The sequence below is a fragment of the Actinoplanes sp. DH11 genome (assembly GCF_020873875.1).
GTDB lineage: Bacteria > Actinomycetota > Actinomycetes > Mycobacteriales > Micromonosporaceae > Actinoplanes.
In genome coordinates, this window is the sequence record NZ_JAHWGU010000010.1 from 104,723 (window position 1) to 119,841 (window position 15,119).

A 15,119-nucleotide genomic window follows, 5' to 3' on the forward strand; every position below is an offset into this window, starting at 1 on the left:
GGAGCCTGGCGGCGGCGCGGGGCAGCCGCGGCGCGTCACTTGGCGGCGGCGCGGGAGAGCCGGTCGCGAACCGCCAGCCAGTCCTCGGTCCGCGGCGGCTCCTGGACCAGGATCGTCGCGACACCGGCGTCGTCGAGGCGGTGCAGCGCGGCGTAGAGGTCGGCGGCGTACTCCCGGGGGTCCGCCGAGAGGACCTCGGTGCCCTCGAAGCCCTCGAAGCTCAGCACCCCCACCGGCTCGGCCAGCCCGGAGCGGTCCGCGTCCCGGACGTCGGTGCAGAGCACGACCCGGGCCCGCGGCGCGTAGTGGCGCCGGCTCATCCCGGGCGACGGGCGGGCCGTGCCGTCCTCGGTCTCCGACTCGGGCAGCGCGATCGGGCCGGCCACGTCCCGCAGCTCCCGCAGGCCGAGCGCGCCGGGACGCAGCAGCCGGGGCACCGCGCCGGTCAGGTCCAGCACGGTCGACTCGATGCCCCACGAGCTCGGACCGCCGTCCAGCACCATCGGCACGTCCGGCAGGCTGCGCACCACGTGCTCGGCGGTGGTCGGCGAGATGCTCTCCGACCGGTTCGCGCTCGGTGCGGCAAGCGGCAGGCCGGTCGCCTCCAGCAGCCGCAGCGCCACGTCGTGCGCCGGCACCCGGACCGCGACGGTGTCGTTCGCCGCGCCGATGCCGGGCAGGTGCGGCGCCCGCCGCAGGACCAGCGTGAGGGGGCCGGGCCAGAACCGGGCGGCCAGCTCGTCGGCGTGCGCCGGCCACTCGGCGGCCAGCTCCCGGGCCGCGGCCACGCCCGGCACGTGCACGATGAGCGGGTTCCAGGAGGGCCGGTTCTTCAGCCGGTAGATCTCGCCGACCGCCTTCGCCGAGAACGCGTCGGCGCCCAGGCCGTAGACGGTCTCGGTGGGGAACGCGACGACCGAACCGGCACGCAGCAGCTCCGCCGCCCGGCGCAACCCGTCGGCGTCCGGGCGGACGATCCGGCCGACCGCCGCGGTGGTCACGGTACGAGCAGGGTGGCGAGCGGGACGGTGGTGTCCTCGATCTCGTCACCGATGCGCTGGAACGTCTGGTCGCCGCGGCCCCACGGGTCGTCCAGGTCGTCGCCGGGCTGCGGGGCGTCGTCCCCGCGCAGCCGCGCCACGGCCTCGACGATCGCCGTTCCCCGGCTGTGCACCTCGTCGGGTTTGGGCGCGGCCGCCGGCAGCGCCGCCGCGTCGATCCCGGCCAGCAGCCGGCCGAACTCGCCGAGCACGAAGGTGCGGTCCGCCGCGTCCGGGCGCAGCGCGACCACGTAGTCGTACTGATCGGCGGTGGCGGTCAGGATCAGGTCGGCCTCGTCGATGAACTCGCCCCGCAGCTTGCGCGCGAGGAAGCCGTCCGGCGAGCCGCGCCGGGACCGGACCTGGCGTGCCGCCGGCGGGTTCATCTCCTCGCCCTCGTGCCAGCCACCGGTGCCCGCGCTGACGCTGCGGACCAGCGGTTCCCCGGCGTCGGCGGCGCGCTCGCGCACCGCACGCTCGAGCAGTCGCTCCGCCATCGGCGAGCGGCAGATGTTTCCCATGCAGACGTGCAGGACGGTGAAGGGCGCCACGTCAGGCCTGCCCGTCGACGAGCTCGGGCACCACGTCACGCAGTTTCTCGAACGGGATGGCGCCGGCGCGCAGCACGCGCGGCACCTCACCTGTCACATCCACGATCGTGGACGGCGCCGGGTCGGTGGCGGGACCGGCCTCGAGGTAGACGCGCACCGCGTACTCCAGCTGGTCGCGGGCTTCCTCGGCGGTGAGCGGCGGTGCGGAGCCGAGCTTGTTGGCGGTGGTGACGGCCATCGGGCCGATCTCGCGCAGCACCTCGAGGGCGACCGGGTGCAGCGGCATCCGGACGGCGACCGTGCCGCCGGTGTCACCGAGGTCCCACTGGAGGCTCGGCGAGTGCTCCACGATGATGGTCAGCGCGCCCGGCCAGAACGCGTCGGCCAGCTCCCGGGCCGCCCGGGGCAGCGAGTAGACCAGGCCGTCCAGGGTGTGCCGGGAACCGACGAGCACCGGCGGCGGCACCCGCCGGTCGGAGCCGCGGGCATGGTGCAGCTGGGTCACCGCGTGCGAGGTGAAGGCGTCCGCGCCGACGCCGTAGACGGTGTCGGTGGGCATCACCACGAGCTCCCCGCTCTTGACGGCCTCGACGGCCGCCGCGATGCCACGGTCCCGGTCGGCGACGGTGGCGCAGTCGTAGAGCATCACGACGTGCAGTCTGCCATGGCTGTCACCTGCGGCAAGCGGTGGCATATCGCGGCCGCCCGGTGAGGTCCTCGTGTGCCGTCACGTCGATGAACCGGCCGTCCGCGTCGAGCAACCCGGGCACGGCCGCGCCGTGCACGTCGTCGTGCTCGATGCCGAGCTTCCCGCCGGGCCGCAGCAACCGGGCGGCGAGGGCGATCACCGGCCGGATCACGGCAAGGCCGTCGCCGCCGCCGAAGACCGCCTCGGCAGGGTCGTGATCGGACACTTCGGGCGGGACCGGAGTGCCGTCCGGGACATAGGGCGGGTTGCAGAGCACCACATCCACCTGTCCGTGCAGATCGGACAGGAGATCAGAATCGGTCACGTCGCCTTCGATGACGCGTACCGCAGGGAAGTTCTCGGCATTGCGCCGCAGCCACCGCAGGGCAGCCGGTGAGCGTTCCACCGCGAACACCCGGGACGCCGCGGACTCGTCGGCCACCGAGAGCGCGATCGCACCGCTGCCGCTGCACAGGTCGACGACCGTCGCGCCGGGCGCGGTCCGCTCGATCCCCCACCCGGCCAGCAGCTCGGTCTCCGGCCGGGGCACGAAGACGCCGTCACCGACGGCCAGCTCCAGGTGCCGGAACGCCGCCGTGCCGAGCAGATGCTGCAACGGGATGCGCCGGGCCCGCTCCGCGACGAGCGCGCGGAATCGTGCCAACTCGCCGGCCCGCATCGTGTCGATGATCAGCAGCCGGCCGCGGGACACCCCGAGCGCGTGCGCGGCGAGCAGTTCCGCATCGACCCGCGGCGATGCGAGCCCGGCGTCGGCGAGAACGGCGGTGGCGGCGGCCAGCTCGGGGGCCAGGCGGGTGCGATCCGCGGTTTCGCGGGGGTGTTCGTCACGCGGCATCACGGCATAATCATGAGACGTCGCGCACGCAGGGGGTCGGCCGGGTCACCCGGCGGCGCGCCGAGGCCGTGGGAGGCGCCTGGTGGGTTGGTTGGACCAGCTCGCGGAACACGACGAGGATCTGCGCCGGGCCGGGCAATTGCAGCAGAACGGCCAGTCGGCACGGGCGCTTCCGATCCTCGACACGGTCCTGTCCGTCACCGCCGACCCGCTCACCCGGGCCTACGTGCTGGTGCAACGCTTCGGTGCGCTGATCAACCTGGGCCGGGTCGCCGAGCTCTCCCCCGCCATGGCCGCCGCCACCGAGGCGGTGCGCGAGGTCCCCGACCCCTACCTGCGCGGGCAGATGCACGCGTTCGCGGCCCTCGGCGCCCACCTGCAGAGCAACCTGGACCGCGGTGTCACGCATCTGGTGCAGGCCGCCCGTGCGCTGGCCGCCGTGCCGGAACGCGACTCGGAAACCGCGTGGGGCTGGCACGACCTCGCCATGGCGTACTCCTATCTCGGTTTCCACGGCCAGGCCCTGACCGCCATCGAGCAGGCCCGCGAGGTCGGCGCCGGCGCCGGTCTGGCGCCGGAGGTGTTCGCCGCGCCCGGCATCCGGCTGCGCAACGCCGTCGCGCTCGACCACCAGGGCGACACCGACGGCTGCCTGCGCGTGCTGCGCGACATCGAGGCGGAGCTCTCCCGCTACATCGCCACCGACCAGCTGCGCCCCGGCAGCCGCACGGTGTACGGGTACGCCCTGGCCCGCCGCGCCGCGCTGGGTGAGCCGACCGGTGGCGACGCCGCGCCGTGGCTGATCGGCGGCGGCGACAGTGTGCGCACCCGCGACCTGCGGCACCTCGGCACGGTCTGCCTCACCATCGCCGACGGCAAACCGGAGCGGGCACTGTCCATGCTGGAGGCGGTGCCGGTCTCGGCCGAGGTGCTCGGCGCGCCCGAGCCGGCCCGGCTGCGCAGCATCTGCCACGCCACCGCCGGGGACCACGCGGCCGCGCACGCCGCCGACCGGTACGCGTTCCGCCTCGCCGCCCAGCGCATCGACCAGCTCCGCGACGGATATCTGGACGGGGTGGCCGCCCGCCTCGACGCGCAGGAGACCCACCGCGATCCCACCCGCTACGGCGACGAGATGCTCGTCGACCCGCTCACCGGCCTGCCCAACCGCCGCCAGCTGGAGCGCTACGTGGAGACCCTGCTGGCCCGGGGCGAGCGGGCCGCGGTCGGTGTCTGCGACATCGTCGGGTTCACCGCGGTCAACTCCCGGCACGGCCGGCATCGTGGCGACCTGGTCCTGCAGCGGATCGCCGGGGTGCTGCACCGGGTGATGCGCCGCGGCGACTTCGTGGCCCGGTTCGCCGGTGACGAGTTCGTGCTGGTCCTGCCGGGCGCCGGGCCGAACCAGGCGGCCGAGGTGGCGCGCCGCATCGGTGCCGCGGCGGACGCCGAGAACTGGCAGGCGCTGGTTCCCGGCACCACGATCGGGCTGGCGGCCGGCTGGTCCGAGGTGGGTCGCCACGGCCGCGGCCTGAGCGCGGCGCTGGCGGCCGCGGCGGCGAGCCGGAAACCGACCTGAGATGGCCGTGATCGAGCTCGGCGAGATGACCGGCCGGCCGCCCGACCCGCTCGGGGACCGGATCGGCGCCGGGCTCGACCGCCGCCGGCTGCGGCCGGCCGCCCTGGTCGCCGCCGCGCTCGCCGTGCTGGCCGTGCTGGCGGGCGGTGCCGCCGTCCCGCCACCGGCGCCCGCGGTGCGATTGCTGTGGACGGCCTCGTACTCCGTGGAGCAGAGCGTCGTGGTCGCCGACGACGCGGTGTTCGTGGTGAGCGGCGGCACCCGCGCCGAGGTGGTGGCGTACTCGATCACCAGCGGTGAACGCCTGTGGCGCTGGGGCACCGACGCCCACCTGATCACCGTCCATCCGGCGCCGGGCGGTGGCCCGGTGCTCGTCACACTCGACCCGGCGTCGGCGGGTTCACCGGACGGGCCGGCCGCGCAGGCCTCCCGGACCACCGTCGCGTTGCGGGCCCGGTCCGGCGCCGAACTGTGGCGGCGACCCGGCCAGCCGCATTGGCAGGCGGTCGAGCGGGACACCGCGCTGATCACCGAATTCGACATACGGGGTGGCGTGGGCGCGCTGGCCCGGGTCCGGCTCGAGGACGGCGTCCCGCTGTGGCGCACCCCGGGAACACCGGCCCAGCAGGTCGGTGTCGACGTCCGGGACGGGCGGCCGGGCCGGGTCGTGACGATCACCGCGGCCGGCGACGTGACGGTCCTGGACCCCGCCGGTGGGACGCGCCTGGCCGCCCGCCGGCTACCCGCCCCGAACGCGGAGATGAGCGTGTCCGGTGGCCGGCTCCTGATGGCCCGTTACGGCGCGGGCGGCCCGGTCACCGACGTCTACCGCCTGGACACCCTGGACCTGGTGCACAGCGGCCCGGTCACCGACTGCGGCGACGTGCTGTGCTCCGCCGGCCCGGCCGGATTCGCCGCCCTCGACCCGGGAACCGGCCGCGCGCTGTGGCACGGTCCTGAGATCATCAGTTCCGTCATGACCGGCGACCGGATACTCACCGACGAACGTGAGGGCTCCGAGCACACCCTGCTCGACAGCCGCACCGGGCGGCGGCTCGCCTCCGGTCTGCGCGGCTGGGTGGCGTGGGCCGACCACTGGCGGGACGAGGTCCTGCTGCTGCGCCCGTCCGCCGAGCCGATCGGCCGGACCACCGTCACCCGGGTGGACCTGCGGACCGGGCGCACCCGCCTGCTCGGCTCGCTGGCGCCGCTGCCCGACCAGCAGGGCTGCCGGGCCGTGCCGGGTCACCTGGTCTGCACCGGGTGGGACCGGGTCCTCGTCGCCGCGGTGCCCTGATGAACGTCATCGAACTCGGCGAGTTGAGCGCATCGGACGAACCCGAACCCGATGAACCCGGCACCGAGTTCGGCCCGCGGACGCTGCGCCGGCTGGTCGTGGCCGCCGTGGTGCTGCTCTGCGCGTTCGGGCTCGGCGCGGCGGCACCGCCCGGCGCGCACCCGCCGCTGGTCCGCGACCTCTGGTCCGCCCCGATGACCGCCCAGGACACGATGACGCTGCGCTCCGACGGCCTCTTCGTCTTCCGTAACAGCGGCACCGGCGAGGTGGAGCTGACCGCCTACGAGCCGGCGAGCGGCGCGGTCCGCTGGGTGCGGGAGTACTCGGGCAACGTCAACTGGATGTACCAGGGCGAGGAGGCCGGGCTGCTGCTGATCCCCGGCGACGAGAAATACGCCGACATCGAGTTCGAGGACGGGAGCAACGGCCAGATCGGGTACGGGGGAAGTACCACCGCCATCGACGTGTGGACCGGCCGGCAGCTCTGGAAGATGACCGGCGAGGTGCAGGCGGTGGCCGCCGCGTCGGTGCTGCTGGCCGAGCGGGACAGCGCCGGTGACTACGTGTCGGTGCGGCTCGTGGACGCGCGCACCGGCGCCCAGATCTGGCGGCACCCGGCCGGGCGGGCCCTGCACGTCATCGTCAAGAACGAAGGACCGGCGCCGGCCCTGATCGTGATGGCGCGCGCCGACGGCCGGATCGCGGTGCTGCGCTGGTCCGACGGCGTGCTGCTGCGCGACCGGCGGCTGCCGTGGTCGGCGCCGGACCCGCAGGCGGGTGTCGACACCTACCTGTCGACCGCCGGCGACCTGCTGCTGGTCAGTCGCAACAACCCGGGCCGGACGCTGCTCACCGCCTACCGCACGGCCACCCTGGACAAGGTCTGGGAGATCGAGACGTACGCCTACCCGTACGTCCAGGACTGCGGTCCGGTGCTCTGTCTGGTCGACAGCAGCGCCCTGCAGGGCCTCGACCCGCGCACCGGGCGGCCCGTCTGGACGCGGCCCGGTGACAGCGGTGGCGCGACGGTGGCCGGCGAGCACCTGATCACCTCGGACGGCACCGAACCGCCGGCGCAGCGCCTGGTGGATCCGGCGACCGGTGCGCAGATCGGCTCCGGCGGCACCGGCTGGCCGTTGCGCCAGGAGCCGTACGCCGGTTCGCTGATCCTGCTGCACCGCGTCTACGGCAAGGAGATGCGCGACGCGGTCGACCACCTGAACCTGACCACCGGTGAGGTCACCCGGGTCGGCCTGCTCGCGGCGCCGGCCGAGCGGATGGAGGGTTCCCAGTGCGACTCGGCCGGCCCGCACCTGGTCTGCCAGCGCACCGGCACCCTGGTCGTGACTAACGTCGGCTGAAGTCGGCCCCGCCGGCCAGCCGGGCCGCCCGGTCCGCCTCGGCCAGCGCGTCAAGCACCCCGTCCAGCTCGCCGCCGAGCACCAGGTCGAGGTTGTAGGCGGTGTAGCCGATCCGGTGGTCGGTGATCCGGTTCTGCGGGAAGTTGTAGGTGCGGACCCGCTCGGAGCGGTCGACCGTACGCACCTGGGCCTTGCGCGCGTCACCGGCCGCCGCGTCCGCCGCCTCCTGGGCCTGCGCGAGCAGCCGGGACCGCAGGATCCGCATCGCGGACTCCTTGTTCTGCAGCTGGCTCTTCTCGTTCTGGCAGCTCACCACGGTGCCGGTGGGCAGGTGCGTGATCCGCACCGCGGAGTCGGTGGTGTTGACCGACTGCCCACCCGGACCGGACGAGCGGTAGACGTCGATCCGCAGGTCACCGGGCTCGATCTGGACCTCGACGTCCTCCGCCTCGGGCAGCACCAGCACGCCGGCCGCGGAGGTGTGGATCCGGCCCTGCGACTCGGTGACGGGCACCCGCTGCACGCGGTGCACGCCGCCCTCCCACTTCATCCGGGACCAGACGCCGTGGCCGCCCGCCGGCACGCCCCGGGTCTTCACCGCGACCGAGATGTCCTTGACACCGCCGAGGTCCGACTCCTGCGAGTCGATCACCTCGACCACCCAGCCGTGCCGCTCGGCGTACCGGGTGTACATGCGCAGCAGATCGCCGGCGAACAGCGCGGACTCCTGGCCGCCCTCGCCCGCCTTGATCTCGATGATCACGTCCTTGGCGTCGCTCGGGTCACGCGGGATGAGCATCTCGCCGAGCTTCTCCTCGAGCGCCGGAAGCACCGCGGCGACCGCCTCGACCTCGGACGCGAACGCCGGGTCCTCGGCGGCCAGCTCCTTCGCGGCGGCCAGGTCGGCGCGGGCCGCCTCCAGCTCGTTGTGGGCGGCCTGCAGCGGCGCGAGCTCGGCGAAACGACGGCCGACCCGCCGGACCAGCGCCTGGTCGGCGTGGATCGAGGGGTCCTCCATCTGCCTCTCGAGACTGGCGTACTCGGCGAGAAGCAGGGTCAGGCGGTCGGTGCTCATCGGGCGCTCCAAATCACATGGACAAGCGGCACACGCGAACGGCGCCCGCCCCGGAATCCGGGACGGGCGCCGTTGAAGCAGTTACTTCTTCTTCGCGGCGTTGACCTTGGCGTACTTCGCCTGGAACTTCGCGACCCGGCCCGCGGTGTCGAGGACGCGCTGCTTGCCGGTGTAGAACGGGTGGCAGGCGCTGCAGGTCTCGACGCGGATCTCGCCGCCCTTGGCGGTGCTGCGGGTGGTGAAGGTGCTGCCGCAGGAGCAGATGACGTTGGTCGCCGTGTACTCCGGGTGAATGCCGCTCTTCATGTCTCTCGGTCCCTCTCGATGATCGGGTCGCCGGGTCGCCCGTCCTGCTGGATCAGACGTGAACCGGAACCCCTACTGGCCGATGTACCAGTCTGCCATGCCTGCCCTACCGCGCGGAAATCAGGAGGTGCAACTGAATACGTCCTGGTTAACGTGAGCGCCCCGCCCGGCATTCCCGCTCACGAAAGGCACCGCCATGACCCTGCTCGACGACGTCCTGGACCCGGTCGAACTGGCCGCCGCGGTCGAAACCGGACTGGTTCGCACGCAGCGTCACCCCAGCCGGCCGTTCACCATCTACAACTACACCGAGTCCTGCCAGTACAGCGCGGCCTGGACGCCGGTGACCCTCGCCTGCCGTGGCCTGATCGTCGACGCGGACGGCCGGATCGCGGCGCGTCCCCTCCAGAAATTCTTCAACCACCTCGAGCAGCGCGCGCCGGTCCTGCGCCCGGACGCGCCGGTCACGGTGACCGACAAGGCGGACGGCAGCCTCGGCGTGATCTACCACGACGGCTCCGGCTGGGCCGTCGCCACCCGGGGGTCCTTCGCGTCCGACCAGGCCCTGCACGCGACGGACCTCTTGCGTACGCGGTACGCGTCATTCGTCCCGCCCACCGGTCTCACCGTGCTCGTCGAGATCATTTACCCGGACAACCGGATCGTCGTGGATTACCAGGGTCTGGACGACCTCGTGCTGCTCGGGGCGGTCGACATCGCCACCGGGCGCACGTTCGGCCCGGCCGCGGTGCCGGAGTGGCCCGGTCCGGTGGTGGAGACGTTCGGCTGGACCACTCTGGCCGAGGCGCTTGCCGCACCGCCCCGGCCCGGGCGCGAGGGTCTGGTGGTGCACCTCACCGACACGGACGAGCGTGTGAAGATCAAATACGCGGAGTACGTCAGGTTGCACCGCCTGGTCACCGGGCTCACTCCCCGTACCGTCTGGGAGATCGTCGCCGCGGGCGGCGACCTGGACGCCCTGGTCGCGCCGCTCCCCGACGAGTTCCACGTCTGGGCCCGCGGGGTGGCCGCGGAACTCACCGCGGCCGTCGACGCACGCGCGGCTGCCGTGGAGGCGGCCTACGCCGGGATCCTCGCGTCGCTCCCGGCGGGCTGGGGCCGCAAGGAGTTCGCGGCGGCCGCGTTGCGCACCGAGTTCCGGGGAGAGCTGTTCCTGCGACTCGACGGAAAGGATTACCGTCCCGGCCTGTGGCAGCGCGTGCGGCCGGCCGGCTGAGGAGGACGAGATGGCACGACTGTTGATCACCCGGGGGCTGCCGGCGTCCGGCAAGACGACGTTCGCCCGCAAGCTGCAGCCGGGCGTGGTCCGGGTCAACCGGGACGGTCTGCGCCGCATGCTGCACGGCAGCCGGCTCTACACGCAGCGCGCCGAGGCGCAGGTCACGCAGGCACAGCGGGCCGCCGTCGAGGCGCTGCTGCGGGCCCGCGGCAGCGTGATCGTCGACGACACCAACCTGCGGGCCAAGACCGTGCGCGAGTGGGCCGAGCTGGCCGCCCGGTTCGGCGCGTCGTTCGAGGTGCACGACTTCACCGACGTCCCGCTCGACGAGTGCCTGCGGCGCGACGCCGGCCGCCCCGAGGACGAACGCGTCGGCGAGGCCGGCATCCGCCGCATGCACGAGCGGTACCTGGCCGGCAAGAACCTGCCGCTGCCGGTGCCGTTCGTGGACCGCGGCGGGCCCGGCGTGGTCTACCGGCCCGACCCGGAGCTGCCGGAGGCGGTGCTCGTCGACATCGACGGCACGGTCGCGCTGATGAACGGCCGGAGCCCGTACGACTGGCACCGGGTCGGTGAAGACGCGCCGAATCCCGCGGTCGTCACGGCGGTGCGCGCGATGCACGCGGCCGGGCATGCGATCGTGTTCTGCTCCGGCCGCGACGCGGTGTGCCGGGCGGAGACGGAAGCGTGGCTCGACCTGTTCGTCGGTGTGCCGTACGAGGCGTTGTTCATGCGGGCGGCCGGCGACAGCCGCAAGGACTCGATCGTCAAGCGGGAGATCTTCGACCACGAGATCCGGGACCGCTGGCGGATCACCGGGGTGTTCGACGACCGCCAACAGGTGGTACGCATGTGGCGGGCCCTGGGCCTGACCGTGTTCCAGGTGGCGGAGGGAGACTTCTAGGTGAAGTACCCGCGGACCTTCCATCTGCCCGATTCGCCGGGCGCCTCCGGTGACGATCGCGTTCAGCGCGATCTGTCCTGGTTGGACGGCGAGCTCGTGGTGACCGAGAAGATGGACGGCGGGAACCTCACCTTCACCCGCGACACGATGTACGCGCGTTCGCTCGACTCCGGCACCCAGCCCTGGGACCGCCCGGCGAAAGCGCTCTGGGCGATGACCGCGCACCGGATACCGGACGACTGGCGGGTCTGCGGCGAGTCCATGTGGGCCCGCCGCAGCATCGCGTACGCCGACCTGCCCGGCGTCTTCCTGGTCTTCGGCATCTGGGACGAGACGAACACCCTGCTGGGCTGGGACGACACCGTCGACTGGGCGCAGCGACTGGAGTTGCCGGTGGTGCCGGTCCTCTACCGGGGCGGCAGCATCTCCGAGGCACGCGCCGCGTGGGCCGCGCGGCGCGAACCGGAGAGCTCCGAGGGCTACGTGCTCCGCACCGCCGGCCGCATCCCGGCGAGCGACTTCTCCCACAAGGTGCTCAAGTGGGTCCGCGCCGGCCACGTCCGCACCGACGCGTCGTGGCGGCACCGCGACGACTTCGCGGTCAACGAGTTCGCCTGAGCGGTCAACAGGTCGCCTGAGCGGTCAACAGGTCGCCTGAGCGGCCAACCGGTTCGCCTGGCCCGTCAACGGGTTCGCCTCACCACCGGGCAGCCCCGCGCCAGGTCCGCCGCCTCGTCGTCCAGATAGAACGCCGGCCGCAGGTCCAGTTCCTCGTAGTAGCGGTGGAACACCGGGGTGATCCCGCCGGACATCGGCGGCACGATCCACGTCCAGTCCGCCGGCACCGGCCGGCCCGCCTTCTCCTCGTTGCGCAGGTGCGCGATGAACCGCCGCGACTCGGTGTGGTGGTCGCTCATCTTCACGCCGGCCTGCTCGAAGCTGTGCAGAACCGCCCGGTTCAGCTCGACGAGCGCCCGGTCCCGCCACAGGGTCGACTCGCGGCTGGTGTCGAGACCCATCCGGGCGGCGACCAGCGGCAGCATGTCGTAGCGGTCGGCGTCGGCCAGGTTGCGCGCGCCGATCTCGGTGCCCATGTACCAGCCGTTGAACGGCGCCAGCGGATAGTGCACGCCGCCGATGGTGAGCCGCATGTTGGCGATCGCCGGTACGGCGTGCCAGCGCAACCCCAGCTCGGCGAACCAGCCGAACTCGGGGTGGGTCAGCGGCACCTCGCGGATCGCGCGCTCGGGCAGTTCGTAGAGACGGATGCCGTCGGCGGGCGTCTCGATCACCAGAGGGAGTACGTCGAACGCCTCACCCTTGCCACGCCAGCCGAAGCCGCGTACCGCGTCGGTGAGTCCCAGCTGCCGAGCGTCCCCGAGCGGGCGGCCGGTGCCGGTGCGGTAGCCGGCATACCGGATGAGCTGCTCGTTCCAGACCCGCGCGAACGGCCGGCCGGGCTGGGCCGGCGCGAAGACGCTGATCACCGGCCGGAGCTGGCCGGCGTCGGCGGTCTGCAGGTGCTGAACGAGGAGGGAGTAGATCTGGTCGGCGGTCCGGGCCCGGCGGCGGTCCAGCACCATCAGGCTGCGCCAGTAGAGCCGCCCGATGCACCGGCTCGCGTTGCGCCAGGCCATCCGGGCGCCGTGGGCCAGCTCCTCGGTGGTGTGCGCGTAGCTGCCGGTGGCCGCGATCTGTGCCCGGACGACGGCGAGCCGCGGTTCGACCGGGCCCAGTCGCGGGTTCTCCTGGTAGCAGCGGCGCAGGAAGTCCTCGGCCTCGCCCGGGTCCACCGGGGCGTTGAGATCCCACGGTTCGGTCGGATGGTCCCGGTAGCCGGGCACGAGCATCGAGCGCCTCCGGTGTTCGAGGGGTGTGCACCGGAGGTTCGCACGACGACGTACGGGGCGAATCGGACAAGATGTGCGACAAAAGCGACGCGACCCACCCGCTTGGGTGGGCCGCGTCGCTTTTGTGCGGTTATTCGCCTGGCGTCGACTTGGCGATCTGCATCAGGAACTCGATGTTGGTCCGGCTCTGCTTGAGACGGTCCAGCAGGAGATCCAGAGCCGCGCCGGACTCCAGCGAGCTGAGCACCTTGCGGAGCTTGTGGATGATCGCCAGCTCCTCCTTGCCCATCAGGATCTCTTCCTTACGGGTGCCGGAGGCGGAGACGTCCACGGCCGGGAAGACACGCTTGTCCGCGATCTTGCGGTCGAGCTTGAGCTCGGCGTTACCCGTGCCCTTGAACTCCTCGAAGATCACCGTGTCCATCATCGACCCGGTCTCGACGAGCGCGGTCGCGAGAATGGTGAGCGAGCCACCGTTCTCGATGTTGCGCGCCGCGCCCAGGAACCGCTTCGGCGGGTAGAGCGCGGTCGAGTCGATACCACCCGACATGATCCGGCCCGAGGCCGGCGCCGCCAGGTTGTACGACCGGCCGAGGCGGGTCACCGAGTCGAGCAGCACGACCACGTCGTGGCCCAGCTCGACCAGACGCTTCGCCCGCTCGATCGCCAGCTCGGCGACGGTGGTGTGGTCCTGCGGCGGCCGGTCGAACGTGGCCGCGACGACCTCGCCCTTGACCGAGCGCTGCATGTCGGTGACCTCTTCGGGCCGCTCGTCCACCAGCACGACCATCAGGTGGCACTCGGGGTTGTTGTGGGTGATCGCGTTGGCGATCGCCTGCAACACCATCGTCTTACCGGCCTTCGGCGGGGAGACGATGAGCGCGCGCTGGCCCTTGCCGATCGGCATGACCAGGTCGATGACGCGGGTGGTCAGGATGTGCGGCTCGGTCTCCAGCCGCAGACGCTCCTGCGGGTAGAGCGGGGTGAGCTTGTAGAACTCGGGACGCCGGCGGGCCTCCTCGGGCTCCATCCCGTTGATGGTGTCCAGGCGGACCAGCGGGTTGTACTTGTCCCGCCGCTGGTCACCGCTGCCACCGTCACGCGGGGCGGACCGGACGGCGCCGGTGACCGCGTCGCCGCGGCGCAGGCCGTACTTCTTCACCTGCGACATGGACACGTAGACGTCGTTGGGCCCGGAGAGGTAACCGGTGGTCCGGACGAACGCGTAGTTGTCCAGCACGTCCAGGATGCCGGCGACCGGGACGAGCACCTCGTCCTCGGACACATGCGGCTCCCGGCCCTCACGCTGGCCGCCGTCGCGCTGCCGGCCGGTGTCGCGGCCGCCGTCGTCACCGTCGCGGTCACGGCCACGGCGGCGGTCCCGGAAGCGGCTGCGCCGGCTCCGCCGGCCGCCGTCGCCCGAGTCGTCGTTGTCGTCGTCGTGGCCCTGGTCGGCACGCGGGGCACGGTCCCGGTCGTCGTTGCGGTCACGCTGGCCGCCGTCACGCTGACCGTCACGCGGTCCGCCGTCACGCTGACCATCACGCGGTCCGCCGTCACGCTGACCATCACGCGGTCCGCCGTCACGCTGACCATCACGCGGTCCGCCGTCACGCTGGTTGCGCTGCCGGTCCCGGCCGCGCTCGCCGCGCTCGGGGCGGTCGCCCCGCTCGGTGCGCTCGCCACGCTCGGTGGACTCGGCCGGAGCGGTCGTCACGGCCGGGGCCGCGGCTGCCGGGGTCTCGGCCGGGGCCGCCGTCACGGGCGCCGCCACGGGCGCCTGAGCAGCCTCGACGGCCTCACGGGCGGGCTCCCGGTCACGGGCGGGCTCCCGGTCACGAGCGGGCTCCCGGTCACGGGTGACGCGCTCGCGGCTGCGCCGGGTGGGGCGCTCGGCCGCGGGGGCGGACTGCTCCGCGGAGGTGACGGGGGCGGCTGCGGTCTGCGGCGCCTCGGCTGGGGCAGCCTCCTTGACGGGGGCGGCCTGGGCCGGAGCCGGCTGGGCCGGGGCGACGGCCTCGGACCCGTTGGTGCGCGGACGGGGCGCCGGCTCGGCGGCAGCGCCGCCACCGCTCTGGCGCTCGGTGATCGCGGCGATCAGCTCGCCCTTGCGCATCCGGGCGGTGCCGGAGATGCCGAGGGAGGCGGCGAGGCTCTGCAGCTCGGGCAGCAGCATCGCGGACAGCCCGGTGCCGCCGCGGCGGCGCTTCGTGGCGGTCGCGGTGGTGCCGGCGCCGTCAGCGACGTCAGAAACACCCGACGTCACGTCGGTGGTGTCGCTCAATGGATTCCTTCCGTCGGAAAAAACCCGAGTCCACCCGGAACTGCAGCCTGGGCCGGGTGCCCTCGGAGCCCGCTTCGCAACAGCGGCG

At 73.1% G+C, this 15,119-nt stretch carries 14 protein-coding genes; 6 read left to right on the forward strand and 8 right to left on the reverse strand.

The features are described from left to right. Positions 1-35 precede the first annotated feature (35 nt). From LPA41_RS42990 to prmC, 4 genes are read right to left on the reverse strand one after another with little or no spacing between them, the layout of a single operon-like run. Positions 36-1,001 (reverse strand): L-threonylcarbamoyladenylate synthase, encoded by a 966-nt coding sequence (locus tag LPA41_RS42990; RefSeq protein WP_229071295.1) that lies wholly within the window; start codon positions 999-1,001, stop codon positions 36-38. Continuing rightward, positions 998-1,591, reverse strand: a complete 594-nt coding sequence (locus LPA41_RS16625) for a phosphotyrosine protein phosphatase (RefSeq protein ID WP_308036569.1) — start codon at positions 1,589-1,591, stop codon at positions 998-1,000. The genes LPA41_RS42990 and LPA41_RS16625 overlap by 4 nt, the downstream gene beginning before the upstream one ends. A 1-nt stretch (position 1,592) precedes the next feature. Then, positions 1,593-2,237, reverse strand: a complete 645-nt coding sequence (locus tag LPA41_RS16630; RefSeq protein ID WP_229071569.1) for an L-threonylcarbamoyladenylate synthase — start codon at positions 2,235-2,237, stop codon at positions 1,593-1,595. A gap of 25 nt (positions 2,238-2,262) precedes the next feature. Further along, on the reverse strand, positions 2,263-3,135 hold the full coding sequence (gene prmC / locus LPA41_RS16635) for a peptide chain release factor N(5)-glutamine methyltransferase (protein ID WP_229071296.1): 873 nt from the start codon (positions 3,133-3,135) through the stop codon (positions 2,263-2,265). Positions 3,136-3,217: 82 nt separating this feature from the next. Here prmC and LPA41_RS16640 point away from each other — a divergent pair, with 82 nt between their 5' ends. Genes LPA41_RS16640 through LPA41_RS16650 form a run of 3 tightly spaced genes read left to right on the forward strand, consistent with a single transcriptional unit; the run spans position 3,218 to position 7,372 of the window. Continuing rightward, complete coding sequence (locus LPA41_RS16640) at positions 3,218-4,714, forward strand: diguanylate cyclase (RefSeq protein WP_229071297.1); 1,497 nt, start codon at positions 3,218-3,220, stop codon at positions 4,712-4,714. A gap of 1 nt (position 4,715) precedes the next feature. After that, the gene (locus tag LPA41_RS16645) at positions 4,716-6,011 is read left to right on the forward strand and encodes a PQQ-binding-like beta-propeller repeat protein (protein WP_229071298.1); all 1,296 of its coding nucleotides are present in this window, start codon (positions 4,716-4,718) and stop codon (positions 6,009-6,011) included. Next, entirely contained in the window at positions 6,011-7,372 is a 1,362-nt protein-coding gene (locus LPA41_RS16650) for a PQQ-binding-like beta-propeller repeat protein (RefSeq protein WP_229071299.1), read from the forward strand. Before LPA41_RS16645 ends, LPA41_RS16650 begins: the two co-directional genes overlap by 1 nt. Here LPA41_RS16650 and prfA read toward each other — a convergent pair. Further along, positions 7,359-8,447: a peptide chain release factor 1 gene (prfA, locus tag LPA41_RS16655; RefSeq protein ID WP_229071300.1), complete on the reverse strand. Its 1,089-nt coding sequence runs from the start codon at positions 8,445-8,447 to the stop codon at positions 7,359-7,361. The two genes, LPA41_RS16650 and prfA, sit on opposite strands and share 14 nt — an antisense overlap. Positions 8,448-8,528: 81 nt before the next feature. After that, positions 8,529-8,753 (reverse strand): 50S ribosomal protein L31, encoded by a 225-nt coding sequence (gene rpmE / locus LPA41_RS16660; RefSeq protein WP_229071301.1) that lies wholly within the window; start codon positions 8,751-8,753, stop codon positions 8,529-8,531. A gap of 196 nt (positions 8,754-8,949) precedes the next feature. On the opposite strand from rpmE, the gene LPA41_RS16665 reads away from it, so the two are divergent. From LPA41_RS16665 to LPA41_RS16675, 3 genes are read left to right on the forward strand one after another with little or no spacing between them, the layout of a single operon-like run. Continuing rightward, positions 8,950-9,990, forward strand: coding sequence for an RNA ligase (locus LPA41_RS16665; RefSeq protein ID WP_229071302.1), 1,041 nt, complete (start codon positions 8,950-8,952; stop codon positions 9,988-9,990). Between the two features lie 10 nt (positions 9,991-10,000). After that, on the forward strand, positions 10,001-10,897 hold the full coding sequence (locus LPA41_RS16670; protein ID WP_229071303.1) for an AAA family ATPase: 897 nt from the start codon (positions 10,001-10,003) through the stop codon (positions 10,895-10,897). After that, on the forward strand, positions 10,898-11,515 hold the full coding sequence (locus tag LPA41_RS16675) for an RNA ligase family protein (RefSeq protein ID WP_229071304.1): 618 nt from the start codon (positions 10,898-10,900) through the stop codon (positions 11,513-11,515). Positions 11,516-11,580: 65 nt separating this feature from the next. Here the strand turns inward: LPA41_RS16675 and LPA41_RS16680 are convergent, their stop codons facing one another. Both LPA41_RS16680 and rho read right to left on the reverse strand, forming a co-directional pair. Continuing rightward, positions 11,581-12,747, reverse strand: a complete 1,167-nt coding sequence (locus tag LPA41_RS16680; protein WP_229071305.1) for a nitric oxide synthase oxygenase — start codon at positions 12,745-12,747, stop codon at positions 11,581-11,583. 130 nt (positions 12,748-12,877) lie between these two features. Further along, entirely contained in the window at positions 12,878-15,031 is a 2,154-nt protein-coding gene (gene rho, locus LPA41_RS16685; RefSeq protein ID WP_229071306.1) for a transcription termination factor Rho, read from the reverse strand. Positions 15,032-15,119 lie beyond the last annotated feature (88 nt).

Coding starts and splice junctions, on each gene's coding strand:
- LPA41_RS16630 (WP_229071569.1), bottom strand. CDS start 2,237: ATGCTCTACGACTGCGCCACCGTCGCCGACCGGGACCGTGGCATCGCG.
- LPA41_RS16665 (WP_229071302.1), top strand. CDS start 8,950: ATGACCCTGCTCGACGACGTCCTGGACCCGGTCGAACTGGCCGCCGCG.
- LPA41_RS16680 (WP_229071305.1), bottom strand. CDS start 12,747: ATGCTCGTGCCCGGCTACCGGGACCATCCGACCGAACCGTGGGATCTC.
- prfA (WP_229071300.1), bottom strand. CDS start 8,447: ATGAGCACCGACCGCCTGACCCTGCTTCTCGCCGAGTACGCCAGTCTC.
- prmC (WP_229071296.1), bottom strand. CDS start 3,135: ATGCCGCGTGACGAACACCCCCGCGAAACCGCGGATCGCACCCGCCTG.
- LPA41_RS16650 (WP_229071299.1), top strand. CDS start 6,011: ATGAACGTCATCGAACTCGGCGAGTTGAGCGCATCGGACGAACCCGAA.
- LPA41_RS16645 (WP_229071298.1), top strand. CDS start 4,716: ATGGCCGTGATCGAGCTCGGCGAGATGACCGGCCGGCCGCCCGACCCG.
- rpmE (WP_229071301.1), bottom strand. CDS start 8,753: ATGAAGAGCGGCATTCACCCGGAGTACACGGCGACCAACGTCATCTGC.
- LPA41_RS16670 (WP_229071303.1), top strand. CDS start 10,001: ATGGCACGACTGTTGATCACCCGGGGGCTGCCGGCGTCCGGCAAGACG.